We start from the raw sequence: 14,301 nt of genomic DNA, 5'->3' as shown, positions 1-14,301 counted from the left end.
TAAGAGTGCAACGATTAACCACTCTATCAAAAAAGGTCCCATCATGTTTGTTATGATCATAGGTGCTTTCCTTGCAACGTTTAATCAAACAATCATGAGTGTTGCCATTCCAGAATTAATGAATGATTTTGACATTAAAGCTTCAACAGCCCAGTGGCTTACAACGGGTTATATGTTGGTAAATGGGGTATTAATTCCTATCACAGCATACTTAATGCAAAGATTTACCACTCGTCAATTATTCCAAAGTTCGATGATTATTTTTCTTGTTGGAACGATTGTTTCAGCAATTGCTACCAATTTTCCAGTATTACTAACTGGGCGTTTAATTCAAGCAGCTGGTGCTGGTATCATTATGCCGCTACTCATGAATGTTGTTTTATCGATCTTCCCTGCTGAGAAGAGAGGATCCGCTATGGGCATGGTTGGTCTAGCTATTATTTTTGCCCCTGCAATAGGACCAACTCTAACTGGTTATGTTCTTGAAACATTCCCTTGGCAAGCAATGTTTTATGGTATGATTCCTTTTGCCGTTATTGTTATCCTTTGTGGTTTTATTTATCTGAAAAATGTTTCGGAAACCGTCCAATCCAAGGTAGACTTTATTAGTGTAATTCTTTCAACAATTGGATTTGGTACTTTAATGTACGGCTTTAGCCAAGCTGGCAACGCTGGTTGGTCAAGTAATGAGGTGGTTATTTCACTAGTTGTTGGAATCATTTCGCTGGTCCTATTTACTTGGCGACAACTAGTTTCTCAAAATCCACTACTTGATCTACGTGCTTTTAAATTTAATATGTTTACCTTGACGACCATTATAAATATTGGTGTCACTATGATGATGTATGCAGATATGATGTTACTTCCACTGTATCTTCAAAATGCACGTGGTTTTACTGCATTAGAGTCTGGTTTACTTATGTTTCCTGGAGCACTTCTAATGGGCTTACTCAGTCCCGTAGTTGGTAAGCTCTTCGATCGATTTGGGGCAAAATGGCTTACCATTATCGGTATTGCGATCATTATCGTCTCAACTTATGGCTTTATTGATTTGACGGACTCGACTAGTTATACTTTTCTAATTTTAATGTCAACACTTCGTCGAATTGGGATGGCTATGTTCCTAATGCCTTTACAAACTGCTGGGTTAAATCAATTGCCAGCTAGCCTTAATGCACACGGCACAGCTATTTCAAACACAATAAGACAAGTAGCTGGCGCTGTAGGTACTGCTCTACTAGTTACTGTCATGACAAATAGTACGAAAGATCATCTTAAAGACTTAATTTCCGCTGGAGGAGCTCCAGGGGAAACTCAACAGCATATGATTATGGAAGCTGCTATCCAAGGAATTAATGACGCATACTTTGTGATTCTGTTAATTGGAATAGTGAGTTTATTACTATCATTCTTTATCAAGCGCAAACAAAAGGCTTCTGAAGTTGAGTCTAACAACGTAACTTTAAAAGAGTCTGCGAGAATGTAACAGATAAATATTATGTACAAAGAGCCGCCTATATTAGGCGGCTCTTTGTTTAGACAAAAATAAATTGCTTGAGATTATGACACATAAAAAAATCAGGAGAACTTTCATTAAATGAAGCTATCTATGCCCCGATTAAATTAGGCAGCAAAAGTACATTACAATTAGCATATCCTGAGTATTTGCAGAGTCGAGTTAGAGCATTTCAGCCAAAATTTATGGTGAGTATATTAATAGAATTCCTTTTTACTGCATTTCGCTTTATACTCTTTTGTGCATTACTTTAGAACAAAACAAATAATGCTTTTATCCTCATTAAAGTCCCAATCCACAAAAATATCTACAACTGAGTCTCTAAAAATCTCTTCAAAGCGACCATCACGGTGTAGATATGACTTTTCAAGTTCATCCTTAGTGACCATCAAAGTCTGTTCAAACCCCTTTGCAATCAACGCTTTTTCAATTCGCACTAAAATTCCATCTCGTTTTACTAAATAGATTTTAGGTGAAATAAAGTAGGCTTCTGTTTTTTCAGGTTTTTTTTGTACTAATATACTAATTCTATCAACTTCATCAATTAAAGGTTTCATTTCAATATTAGTACCTTGATTCGGGTCAACAATCTGAGTAATTTCGTTTTCAAATTCGACAGTGATCATACCTGTATTTTGAGAATAGTTCCAATCATGATAGAAGGATGCAATATCCTGTTCAAATTCCAATTCAAGAATCCCCTTTAATTGATTAATTACCGTATTCATGACGATAGATCGCGAAATATCAACATTATCACCATTTCCGTGCTCAAGCAAAGTAGATTCTAATGGAGACATAAATCCACGTATGTAAAAAACAAGAAACCTGTAATTTGCAAAAGCAAAACATGATACAGGTCCTCGCCCAAAATTTTTCCTTAATAATTTACTTGTTAAGCTACTTATTTCCATTAGCTTTTGTTGCAGTGGCATTGACATCAGTGCTTCAACCTCACTTTCGACAAAGACAAAAAAATACTGCCTAACATTAGCTTGCCCAGGCAGTATCATCTTTATTTCTTTAATTAGTATATCCTTTGTTAAATATGAATATTAAATAACTTCTATTTCTATTAGAATCCCACATCATAAATAAATCTTCTATTGTCCGATTAAACATTTCTTCAAATAATTCTCGATGCTGATAATACCCTTTTTTTATTTCCCTAGCATTGGTAAATAATAATTCAGACTTCCCTTGCTCAACTAGCAAATAATCTAGTGGATTCATGACGCCTTTCGATTCAATAGCACAGATATTTTGAGTATACTTAACGACCTTAAGATCTACTGGGATTTTATGAAACTTTGAGCCCACCTGTCGAACTAATTGAAATAACTTTCTCTCAAAACTGTCTTCTATCTTAACATCTGGATTATAACTATTATTCACTAATAGTAAAATACCTGAATTAGAATGATAGTTCCAGTCTTGATACAGGGTTTCAAAGGAATTTTCTAATAGGTCTGATGCCTCCCTTAATAATTCTTCTGACAAGTTTGTAATGACTGTGGACCTGTATTTCGTTACTAAGTTATATTCTTGTTTGTTTGTTAAAATTTCCTCAGAAGGTGTCATAAAGTTACCAATATAAACATATAATCTGTTTGCTCTTAAAACCGCATAACAAGTTTCTGGACCTTTTCCAAATCCACGCTTTATGATTTTACTAAAAATACTGCTAAGAGACACCAAATCTTCTTGTGTTGCAACCATTCAAATCCCCCTAAAAAAAAATAAAAAGGCCTAACTTCACAAAAAGGAAGTTAGGCCACAGTTCAGACGACTAAAAAAATAGTTTCCACCATTTACCATTACATTTATTTAACGTTTATTTATAATCATCATAATTACAGAATTAAATGACTAATGACAGCAAGACATTAGACAAGTAATATATTACCACCATAATACATGGATAACAACAATTTTAAATGAAAAATTAGGAAATACTAACGATTCAATACGAACATACAGGCAATTTCACATGGATGGAAGATCCTTTTGCATCGCTTTCTATGTATATATCTCCCTTGTGTTCTTTTATTATCTGTCTACTGACTAACATTCCAAGCCCTGTTCCATTTTCTTTTGTTGAAAAAAAAGGCTGGCCTATTTGTTTAAGAATCTCCAGTGGAATGCCGGGTCCTTGATCAATGATGCTGATATTAACTTGTCTACCATCAATGATGCTTCCATTTATTCGCAAAACTCCCCCGTCAAGCATCGCCTCGATCGCATTTTTTATATAATTAATAAAAACTTGCTTCAATTGATTACTGTCACCTAGGATACACGTAGTTGTAAAATTGAACTCTTTTTCTATTTGAATATTGTTTAAGTTAGCTTGAGGAACCATTAATGTAATTACATGCTCTAATATATCTTGAAGATGTATTTTTTCATATTTTTGCTTTGTAGGTTTAGCAAGCACCATTAATTCTTTTAAGATGACTTCAATCCGATCAATCTCAGAAAAAATAATATCATAATATAATTTATTACCATCGTTTTCTCCCATTAATAATTGTAAGAATCCTTTTATGGCTGTAATTGGATTTCTTATCTCATGGGCAATTCCGGCAGCTAACTGACCAGCAATCGCGTGTTTTTCAGACAAACGAGATAATTTATTAATTAGTGTATGATACTCTTTTTCCCGTTCAATGGAAAGTTTATGTTTCTTTACAAACGTAATATCTTTTAGGACAAGATACGAACCGATCATATCCTTTTCAAAATAAATAGGCATAGCAGTAATATTAACGTCAATGATCCTTCCTTCTTTTCCTTGTAACTGAGCATCAAAATTATCGAGTTTCTCCTGAGCTCTACATTTAAAAAAGGTATGTGTTTGATCTAAAAACTCTGTTACAAATAGTTTATGTAATGATGATTGTTGTAAGGTTATACTTGAATGGCCCAAAAGTTGTTCACAATTTTCACTGGCATATTCAATATTCCCTTGTAAATCAATTAATAAATATGCATCATGATTTTTAGATAAGATGGAGAAGCCCTTATCCATTTTTGTATCTCTAAATTCTTTTAAAAGAACACTTTTCCGGTCGATTCCATGCGTATCGATAAGGAAGCCCCCCTCTTTTTATTTAATTGACATAAAAAAAGCCACAATAAGAGCAGAGTGATCCTACTTCTTACTGTGGCTTTAAAATCTAGCATACTATTCTAGAATTCGTTACCGAAAAATATGAATTTATTAATACATTTTTTGATTTAGAATAGAGCATTAACCCTATATCCATATTAAATATATTATATTTTTAGAATTTTAGCAATAGTATATCGATGCGTACATTCAAAACAAATTTTTTAGCATTCAATTCAATTTTATTAATACGTTACAAGTTTAATAAAGGTTACCTTTCCTTCCATACACTCCACATAACTATTATTTCAGAAATAAATCGACACGTGCTAAATTATTATTTTTCTCCTATTTAATAGAAGAACTTTCATCAAATCAACATAAGCAATTCTTTTTTCACTAAACTTCATGTACTATTTTATTTGCCACTTTCACTTATTCCATTTGATTTTTCAATCCAAAAACTTCAAGCTCTTAAATTAACCAAGTCATTTCAAAAATTTTCAAATAATGACTCATTCAAAAAAGTAGTCATTTTGGTCTGTCATCTGTACACCATTCCTTACGATGTATTTATAGGAAAGTAGTTTTATATTTTTAAAAGTAGTAAACTGTTACATTAAAATTTACTAGGCTATCATTTATATCGATTGTTATTGCGTTTATTCGAAATGTTTTTTATTTAAAATAATTAACTTAAGTCTTAAGTACTACTTAACAAATTTGCGCCATCGTTCGTTTATCAATACATGTGCTTACATAATAAAAAGACCACTTATAAATAAGTGGTCCTAGAGTCACAGTCAGCTCGTTTCATTATTCGAGGCTTTTATTTCAATCCGATCCATTTGTTTTTCAATACTTTAATCACAGCATTTAATCGATCATTGACTTGTAACTTCTGTAAAATATTAGCTACATGGTTTTTTACAGTTTTATTTGAAATAAATAAATTTTCACCAATTTGTATATTTGAATAGCCTTTAACAAGCAAATGTAAAATTTCTAACTCTCTATTTGTTAATAATTCCTTTAAATACGTATCGTCAGGTGGACTAAATTGAGTACTAAGCTCCTTAAAATGCCTATATTGTTTAAAAAATTCAGTTGTAAAACGACCATCAATCATAATATGACCTTCTTTAACTCGTTTCACAAGGTGAACAAGATATTTTTCGTCTACATCACTTAAGCTAATACCTTTTATACCTATATGAATAAAACGTTCAATCTCTTCAAATTTAATTGAATTTTTAATAATGATTATTTTTGTCGATGTATCAATAAGCATTAATTTTTGAACTTTCTTTTCCATTTCATCCGAAGGTACTTGACTAATCAAAAGGGAGTTATAAAGATCCTGTTTATACCACTGTTCATCCATATTAATCTTTTGAGCGTGTAGATGATTGATTTCCAAAATTGTTTGAATCCCCGAAACAAATAGTGAATTCTCTACAAAAATAACAATATTATGTCTATTTAGTTGATTAATGACCACATCCGATAACACTATTGTCCCCCTAGCCAAACATTTTTTAAGTAACAATATATATTTTACATACTTTACGGACTGAAATATATTTAATCATTATTAAGAATATTTTAAGTTCTACTTAATCACACCTATTATATGGGCCATTTACTCGCAAACTAAAGGCTTATCCTATTCTTCAGAAAAACTAATTTCGCATATTTTAGCTCAATTAAATAAATAGAACATTAACAGACAAGAAAAATGGGCAATGAATCTTAAATCGATTCATTGCCCATTTCTACTTACTGTTCTTCTATGCCATCAAGATTCTTTGACTCAAAGTGATCCAACATTGCACGTACTTCGTCTGTTGATTCTGTGTTCATTAATTGATTTCTTAGTTCACTTGCCCCTCGAAATCCACGGACATATATCTTAAAAAAGCGATGAAGAGCCTTGAACGAACGCTGAACCAAATTTGAATATTTATCATGTAGATCTAGATGCAATCTTAAGAGATCGAGCAATTCCTTACTACTATGATCCTTTGGCTCCTTTTCAAAGGCAAATGGATTATGGAAAATACCACGTCCAATCATAACCCCATCTATACCATATTGTTCAGCAAGCTTTAAGCCAGTTTGACGGTCAGGAATATCCCCATTGATCGTCAAGAGTGTATTTGGTGCCACTTGGTCACGAAGTTTCTTTATCTCCGGGATTAGTTCCCAGTGAGCATCCACTTTGCTCATTTCATCTCTTGTACGCAGATGAATGGAAAGATTGGCAATGTCTTGTTTCAATATGTGAGTTAACCAGTCGCGCCATTCGTTTACCTCACTGAAACCAAGCCTTGTCTTTACACTTACAGGCAATCCACCTGCTTTTGCTGCTTGTATTAATTCAGCTGCAAGTTCAGGACGACGAATCAGGCCGCTTCCCTTCCCATGCTGTGCCACATTAGGTACAGGACAGCCCATATTGATATCCAATCCTCGAAATCCAAGTTCCGCCATACCAATACTCATTTGCTTAAAGAATTCAGGCTTATCTCCCCATATATGGGCTACCATTGGTTGTTCGTCTTCTGTAAAAGTCAAACGCCCGCGCACGCTTTGTTTCCCCTCTGGGTGGCAATAACTCTCACTGTTTGTAAACTCTGTAAAAAACACATCAGGTCTGGCTGCTTCACTCACTACATGTCGAAAAACAACATCCGTTACATCTTCCATTGGCGCCAGTACAAAAAAAGGTCGTGGTAAATCACGCCAAAAATTATTACTCATATTTACATTCCAATCCTCTCATTTTGGGATTCCAAGTTAACCCCTTATTTCAAAAGTAATAAAGTAAGAAATTTATGCTTTTAATTATTATTTACTGATTGATTAGTTGTGTATCGATTGTCAATTAATGAAAGTGTTTCCTCCACTTTCATTCCCCATACGTTTTAAAACGTTAGATCCAACATAAGTTGCTGACCGTTTTAGTTAATCACATTATTACTAATATTAGTGGTACAGTATCATTTTCTAGATTCTTTATTAATGAAATAAAAGGCAGCGCCCATAAGGGCTTGCTGCCTTACTTTAAAACAAGTTGAGCTACACATTCTACATGACTAGTGTGCGGAAACATATCAACAGGCTGTAAATATTTCACTTCATATGCTGAACTTAACACCTTTAAATCTCTAGCTAATGTTGAAGGATTACATGATACGTAAACGAATTTCTTAGGTTGTATCTTTAATACCGTCTTTAAAAATTCTTCATCACAGCCAGTTCTAGGTGGATCAGTTATGATTACATCTGGTTTCCATCCTTCTCTTAACCATTTCGGTAAAACTTGTTCTGCATGTCCAGCTTCGTAATGCGTATTTGTAAAGCCGTGGCTTAAGGCATTTTGTTTCGCATCAATGATGGCTTCTTTTGTGATATCCATTCCACGAATTTCTTTTGCGTCTTTTGCTAGCCATAGTCCAATTGTTCCTACGCCACAATAAGCGTCTACTACTTTTTCTGTTCCGGTTAAAGCCGCTGCTTTTTTCACTTCATCGTATAGTTTTACAGTTTGTTCTGGATTCAACTGGAAAAATGCTCTAGCTGATAGTTCGAATGATAGATCACCAAGTTTTTCTTCGATGACTTCTTCTCCTGCTAAATAAACAGTTTCACGTCCAAAAATAACTGAAGTCATTTGATTGTTAATATTTTGCATTAAGCTTGTTACTTCAGGCATTCTCTTTTTAATTTCACTAATTAATTCAGCTTTTTGAGGAAATTCCTTTGCGCCAGTAACTAAAACTAATTGAATTTGACCAGTACGTAAGCCAACTCTAGCTACAATTGTACGTATTACACCTTTATTTTTTCGTTCATTATAAACCGGAATATTTAATCGCGTTAAGATTTTCTTCACTTTACCAGTTACTTTATTTAAATCTTCATGTTGAATTGGGCAATGGCCGATGTCTACAACATTATGCGAGTTTTGAGAATACAAACCAGCAATGATTTTGTTTTTTTCCAGTCCAGTTTGAAGCTGGCTTTTGTTACGGTAATTCCATGGATGATCCATGCCAATTGTTTCTCTAATTGGTGTTTTTTCTAATAAATCCTTCGCGTACTTTTCCATCGCTTGAACGACGATGTCTTTTTTATATCCAAGCTGACCTTCATATGAAGCATGCTGAATTTGACATCCACCGCATTTATCATAAATTTTACAAGTCGGTTCTACTCGATCAGCTGATGCTTTTCGTATTCTTTGAATTTTACCCTCTGCAAAACCATTTCGTACATTTGTTACTTCAGCAACTACTTCTTCACCTGGTAAAGCACCTTTGATGAAAACAACTTGTCGCTTGAAATATCCAACACCTTCCCCATTAATACCAATCCGTTTAATTGTAATTGGGAAGCTTTGTCCAACCTCTAATTTATTTGTTAATTGATTACTCATTGTTTACAACTCCATTATTCTATGCTCTTCCAAAGATACAGTGCTGCATAGCTTCCATACGGTGAAGCTTGCTCTTTTACATATTCCATTATCTCTTTAGAAGGTTTTTCATCTAAATTTAACAGTTTTTGAAGTGCTATTTGAATACCTACATCTCCAACTGGAAAAATGTCTTTTCTTCCTAAACCAAATAGGAGAAAGTTTTCGACCGTCCATGGTCCGACTCCTTTTAGTTTAAGTAGCTCTTTTCCAATTTCTTCAGATGGTAGGTCTCTATATTCTTCATGCCTCAAAGTTCCTTCACTCCAGGCTTTTGCGATTCCGATCATATATTCAGCTTTTCGAACGCTGAGCTGCAAATCCCTTAATTCTTCGATTGTTAAAGATGCAATTTTTTCTGGAGAAGGAAAAAACCAAGCATTTTCAACTCGCTCTCCATACATTCGAACAAATCTCTTTGTTACTTGTATCGCAAAGCTTCGTTGAATTTGTTGATGAATAATACACGAAATCAAACATGCAAAAGGATCATTAGAAACGGTAATTGGTGTGTGTGCGAATTGGTCTATAAGAGGTGAAATGGTAGTCTGACTTAAATGATGATGTAATTCTTCAAATTGAGTTTCCAATTGCAAAATAGTATAAACTTCTTCAAGAATTTTTTCTTTATTATGGTGCCCACTATTTATTTCAAACAATACCGGATCATCACTTATCCTTTTAACCTTTACAACTGCATAATCACCGTCAATATACAAAGGAATACTTAAGCGTTTCTCTGCCGAATGGACTGAGAAAGTAGGCTCATGTTCTAATCTTTTTAGAACTTCATCCCATTGATACGGTGTTTTTAATGCTACCTCTTCCTTCCACATTTTCCGTTTCCTCCTTTAATACTCTGTTGAGTATTATAGCACAAGCTGAACCATCGAAGAAATTTCAGTATAAATAAAAAACTAGAGAATGCAATATCAAATTGAACGACAAAAAAAGCTTGGGGACTAACCAAGCTTTTTTGGGATTTAAGGGTAATGTATTAAATGATATGTTTTTTATACAGCAACTTATTTTGGAACATAAAAATATGGATTAAATCCGCTTCGTTCCATCATTAAATCATCCAAACTTCTAAATGTGTAGCCTCTTTTATGTAAGGCGGTGATAACTGCATCCATTGCTTCTGCGTTATCTTTAGATACAGTATGCATTAAGATTACTGCTCCTGGATGAATGAGCTTCATCACATTATCATAAGCATATTTCCAACCACGTTGTTGATCGATTTTCCAATCTACATAGGCAAGAGACCAAAATATATTATCATACCCTGCTTTGTTAACAACTGCTAGTGTACGTTCACTAAAAATGCCACGGGCAGGACGGAAATATTTCATATCGTCTCGTCCAGTTAATTCTTGATATGCCATTTTCACCTGTTCTAATTCCTGCAGGATCTTATCATCACTAATAGTTGTCATATCAGGGTGACTCCATGAATGATTACCGACAATATGACCTTCATTCACCATCCGTTTGACTAATTCCGGATTTGTTTTAATATAATGACCTGTAATAAAAAAAGTTGCTGGTACATCATGCTTTTTCAACACATCTAAAAATTTTGGTGTAAAACCATTTTCATATCCATTATCAAAGGTTAAATAAATATCCTTTTTAGATGTATTGCCTAAATAGACCGATCCTGTGTTTTCTAGCATCTTATTAAATGCTGCTCCGGCATCTGGAGGTACCTCATTTTTTGTGCGAGCAATTCCCCAATGCTGAGGGACATTACTATATGCAAACGTCGATAGTGGTGTTACCAAGAAAAAAGCGATACTTAAAGCAACATAGCTTGCCAACTTTCTCAATTCATTCACCTCACTTTTTTGTAGTATTTGTAAATACGTTAGAAATATGAAAGAAATAAACTTTTTATCTTTGAAAACTAAAATAGATGCTTATATATTCCCTTTCTTAGTCTCAGGTACAAAAAAGCAATGTTATTCAATCGAATAACATTGCTTTTTATCAATACATATTAAAATACTTTTTCAGCCATAGTTGCTAGCTTTTGAAGAGAATCTTGATCAACTTCTTGATGCAATGAATTTCCATGAGAATCCATTGTTACAACCGCTTTAAAGTCTTCAACTTGAAGATGCCACATTGCCTCTGGAATACCAAATTCTAGTAAGTCGACACCTTTTACTTCTTTAATACATTGTGCGTAATATTGCGCTGCTCCACCAATTGCATTTAAGTAAACACCACCATGTTCTCCTAATGCTTTTAATGTTTTTGCACCCATACCACCTTTACCAATTACTGCGCGAATGCCAAATTTTTTCATGATATCACCTTGATATGGCTCCTCACGAATACTTGTTGTTGGTCCTGCAGCTTTAATTTGATAATTTCCGTCTGTGTCTTTTACAACTACAGGTCCACAGTGATAGATAATTTGACCATTTAAATCTACTGGAGAATCATGGTCATTTAAATGATGATGGATTGCGTCACGGCCAGTGTACATCATGCCACTAATCGAAACTACATCGCCAACTCGAAGCTCGCGAATTTGTTCTTCAGTAATAGGAGCCACTAATTTCACTTCACGCGGCTGTTCACCTGATTCATTTGTTTCGTTAGTAAAGCTTATTTCTTCTCCATCACGATAAATCCATTCTGAAATTTCACCAGACTCCGCATTAATTTTCATACCTAAACGACGGAAAGCCCAACAGTTATATGCTACAGACACAAAGAAACTTGCTGGTAGACGGTTGATTACACCAATTTTACAACCTAGTAAGGTAGTTTCTCCACCAAAGCCCATCGTTCCGACACCAAGCTTATTTGCATTTTCTAGAATATATTCTTCCATTGCTTTAAGCTCTTCAATTGGATTCACATCATCAGTTAAACGGAATAGTTGATCCTTCGCAAGTTCGTACCCGCTCGTACGGTCTCCACCGATCCCTACTCCTATAAATCCTGCACTACACCCTTGTCCTTGTGCTTGATAAACACTGTGCAGAATACATTTACGAATTCCATCTAAATCACGACCTGCTTTACCAAGACCTTCTAATTCACAAGGAAGACTGTATTGAATGTTTTTATTTTCACATCCGCCACCTTTTAAGATTAAGCGAATATCAATATAATCGTTTTCATGCTGTTCGAATTTAATAACAGGTGTGCCTGGTCCTAAATTATTTCCACTGTTTTTACCAAACAACGAATCAACTGAATTTGGACGAAGCTTTCCGTCTTTTGTTGCTTGTTCCATTGCTGCAAAGATCGCTTTTTTTATTTCAAGCTGGTTTACACCAACTGGAGTTTTCACTTTAAATGTAGGCATACCAGTATCCTGACAAATCGGTGAAACGTCACCCTCAGCCATCATAATATTATTTGTAATCGTTTCCAATGCGATGGCACTTCTTGTACCAGCACTTTCATTAGCTTTTGCTTGTCGAATGGCTTTACGCACATCCTTCGGTAGGTTCGTTGATGTTTCTACAATTAACTGATATATACTTTCTTGTAACTGTTGCATACTGCTCCCCCTCAACCCTTTATAAAAAAGAAAGAATTTTCCCCTTTTCATTATAATACAATTTCTTATAAACGGTTGTATAAAACGTTCCATTCATGAAAAAAAGCCCATTGATATGGACTTTAATCTACTTGATTCACTTCACGACATTTACTCTCAATATCATCTAACACTGATAATAATTGATCTAATTCATCTAAACTAATTTCTTCTGCTTCTAACGATTCAATTGTTTCCATAACTGAATGAAAACGTTCTTTAATGTATGATAATTGCTCAACTGAGTTTGCCACGAATCTACACTCCTCTTCTACATTTTACAATTTATTATACCCTTCTCTGTCTATATATCGTAGCATTTCGACATATTTTAAAATTTATTTCTATACAATCCTCACTTTTCTTACTTATAATAGTTGAGGAAAAATCAATTTATACTATTTATCACTGATAGGTGCAAAAGCACCTGAAGGAGTCTTTTTATGAAAAATGTATTGCAACAAATTACACCTATTTATGATCCTTGGGAAGCATATATGGATGTAGAAGAGTATGGGAAAAACATACTAACAAATGTAGAATTTACAACGACAACCATCTGCAATATGAGATGTGAGCATTGTGCGGTAGGATATACACTACAACCAAAGGATCCTAATGCATTACCCATCGATTTAATATTACATCGTTTAGAAGAAATTGAGCACTTACGTTGTATTAGTATTACTGGTGGAGAGCCGATGCTTTCAAATAAAATGGTTGATAACTATGTTGTACCATTATTAAAGTATGCTCATGAACGTGGTGTTCGCACACAGATCAATTCAAATCTTACATTAGATTTTGGACGTTATGAAAAAATTATTCCTTACTTAGACGTATTACATATTTCACATAACTGGGGCACTGTTGACGAATTTGTAGAAGCAGGATTTGCCATGATGGAACGTAAGCCTACTTACGAACAACGTGCAAAACTATTTGATAATATGATTGAAAATAGCCGACGCCTAGTTGAAGCAGGCGTAATGGTTTCCGCTGAAACAATGTTAAATAAACGTACACTTCCTTATTTAGAAAAAATTCATCGTCAAATCGTAGAAGAGATGAAATGCCAACGTCATGAAGTACACCCTATGTATCCAAGCGATTTTGCAAGTAACTTAGAAGTACTAACTAAAGAGGAACTTCGAGAAGCAATTTCAACATTATTAAATGTACGCGACCAAGATACGTGGATGCTTTTTGGAACATTACCTTTTTATCCATGTAGTGATAACCAACAAGATTTAGAAATCATCCAGAAACTATACTCTAGTAAAAATGTTACATTACGTAATGACCCTGATGGACGCTCACGATTAAATGTAAATATATTTGATGGTAGCATTATCGTAACTGACTTTGGTGATGTGCCTCACTTAGGAAACATACAAGAAAATACATTACAACAAGCATATGATACTTGGTCAGCTTCAAAAACTGCTGCTGAATTAAGTTGTCACTGCCCAGCTGTTCAATGTCTTGGACCTAATATTCTTGTGAAAAATAGCTATTATCCAAATACAGATTTTACAATTAAAAAGACAAAGCTATCTAAATAATGATAAAAAATCCCTTTTAGTAGAATGTGTTTCCACTACTTAAAAGGGATCTTTTTGTTTAGC

12 protein-coding genes are annotated in these 14,301 nt (G+C 34.2%); 2 read left to right on the top strand and 10 right to left on the bottom strand.

Going from position 1 to position 14,301, the window contains the following annotated elements:
- The first annotated feature begins 43 nt into the window (after positions 1-43).
- The gene (locus CAB05_RS17300) at positions 44-1,486 is read left to right on the top strand and encodes a DHA2 family efflux MFS transporter permease subunit (protein WP_371870409.1); all 1,443 of its coding nucleotides are present in this window, start codon (positions 44-46) and stop codon (positions 1,484-1,486) included.
- 275 nt (positions 1,487-1,761) lie between these two features.
- Here the strand turns inward: CAB05_RS17300 and CAB05_RS17295 are convergent, their stop codons facing one another.
- The 10 genes from CAB05_RS17295 to CAB05_RS22215 form a co-directional block, all read right to left on the bottom strand.
- A complete protein-coding gene (locus tag CAB05_RS17295) occupies positions 1,762-2,457 on the bottom strand; it encodes a Na-translocating system protein MpsC family protein (protein WP_235821552.1) in 696 nt (231 codons plus the stop codon).
- An 82-nt stretch (positions 2,458-2,539) separates the two neighbouring features.
- Complete coding sequence (locus tag CAB05_RS17290) at positions 2,540-3,235, bottom strand: Na-translocating system protein MpsC family protein (protein ID WP_088002138.1); 696 nt, start codon at positions 3,233-3,235, stop codon at positions 2,540-2,542.
- Positions 3,236-3,479: 244 nt separating this feature from the next.
- Entirely contained in the window at positions 3,480-4,547 is a 1,068-nt protein-coding gene (locus tag CAB05_RS17285) for an ATP-binding protein (RefSeq protein WP_088002136.1), read from the bottom strand.
- 910 nt (positions 4,548-5,457) lie between these two features.
- Entirely contained in the window at positions 5,458-6,141 is a 684-nt protein-coding gene (locus tag CAB05_RS17280) for a response regulator transcription factor (protein ID WP_096777895.1), read from the bottom strand.
- 266 nt (positions 6,142-6,407) lie between these two features.
- Entirely contained in the window at positions 6,408-7,391 is a 984-nt protein-coding gene (locus CAB05_RS17275) for a tRNA dihydrouridine synthase (protein WP_088002133.1), read from the bottom strand.
- Positions 7,392-7,689: 298 nt separating this feature from the next.
- A complete protein-coding gene (rlmD, locus tag CAB05_RS17270; protein WP_088002131.1) occupies positions 7,690-9,069 on the bottom strand; it encodes a 23S rRNA (uracil(1939)-C(5))-methyltransferase RlmD in 1,380 nt (459 codons plus the stop codon).
- A gap of 14 nt (positions 9,070-9,083) precedes the next feature.
- Positions 9,084-9,944, bottom strand: coding sequence for a DNA-3-methyladenine glycosylase family protein (locus tag CAB05_RS17265; RefSeq protein WP_088002129.1), 861 nt, complete (start codon positions 9,942-9,944; stop codon positions 9,084-9,086).
- A gap of 189 nt (positions 9,945-10,133) precedes the next feature.
- A complete protein-coding gene (gene pdaA / locus CAB05_RS17260) occupies positions 10,134-10,940 on the bottom strand; it encodes a delta-lactam-biosynthetic de-N-acetylase (protein WP_235821551.1) in 807 nt (268 codons plus the stop codon).
- A 170-nt stretch (positions 10,941-11,110) separates the two neighbouring features.
- A complete protein-coding gene (locus CAB05_RS17255) occupies positions 11,111-12,634 on the bottom strand; it encodes a fumarate hydratase (RefSeq protein ID WP_088002125.1) in 1,524 nt (507 codons plus the stop codon).
- A gap of 122 nt (positions 12,635-12,756) precedes the next feature.
- Positions 12,757-12,927, bottom strand: coding sequence for an SE1561 family protein (locus tag CAB05_RS22215; protein ID WP_088002123.1), 171 nt, complete (start codon positions 12,925-12,927; stop codon positions 12,757-12,759).
- A 189-nt stretch (positions 12,928-13,116) separates the two neighbouring features.
- Here CAB05_RS22215 and yfkAB point away from each other — a divergent pair, with 189 nt between their 5' ends.
- Entirely contained in the window at positions 13,117-14,238 is a 1,122-nt protein-coding gene (yfkAB, locus tag CAB05_RS17245) for a radical SAM/CxCxxxxC motif protein YfkAB (protein ID WP_088002121.1), read from the top strand.
- Positions 14,239-14,301: the final 63 nt, after the last annotated feature.

This window comes from Gottfriedia solisilvae (genome assembly GCF_002128405.1).
Taxonomy (GTDB): Bacteria; Bacillota; Bacilli; order Bacillales; family Bacillaceae_G; genus Gottfriedia; species Gottfriedia solisilvae.
This window is presented reverse-complemented; position numbering and strand designations above follow the sequence as displayed.

Coding starts and splice junctions, on each gene's coding strand:
- CAB05_RS17300 (WP_371870409.1), top strand. CDS start 44: ATGTTTGTTATGATCATAGGTGCTTTCCTTGCAACGTTTAATCAAACA.
- CAB05_RS17295 (WP_235821552.1), bottom strand. CDS start 2,457: ATGTCAATGCCACTGCAACAAAAGCTAATGGAAATAAGTAGCTTAACA.
- CAB05_RS17290 (WP_088002138.1), bottom strand. CDS start 3,235: ATGGTTGCAACACAAGAAGATTTGGTGTCTCTTAGCAGTATTTTTAGT.
- CAB05_RS17285 (WP_088002136.1), bottom strand. CDS start 4,547: ATGGATAAGGGCTTCTCCATCTTATCTAAAAATCATGATGCATATTTA.
- CAB05_RS17275 (WP_088002133.1), bottom strand. CDS start 7,391: ATGAGTAATAATTTTTGGCGTGATTTACCACGACCTTTTTTTGTACTG.
- rlmD (WP_088002131.1), bottom strand. CDS start 9,069: ATGAGTAATCAATTAACAAATAAATTAGAGGTTGGACAAAGCTTCCCA.
- CAB05_RS17265 (WP_088002129.1), bottom strand. CDS start 9,944: ATGTGGAAGGAAGAGGTAGCATTAAAAACACCGTATCAATGGGATGAA.
- CAB05_RS17255 (WP_088002125.1), bottom strand. CDS start 12,634: ATGCAACAGTTACAAGAAAGTATATATCAGTTAATTGTAGAAACATCA.
- yfkAB (WP_088002121.1), top strand. CDS start 13,117: ATGAAAAATGTATTGCAACAAATTACACCTATTTATGATCCTTGGGAA.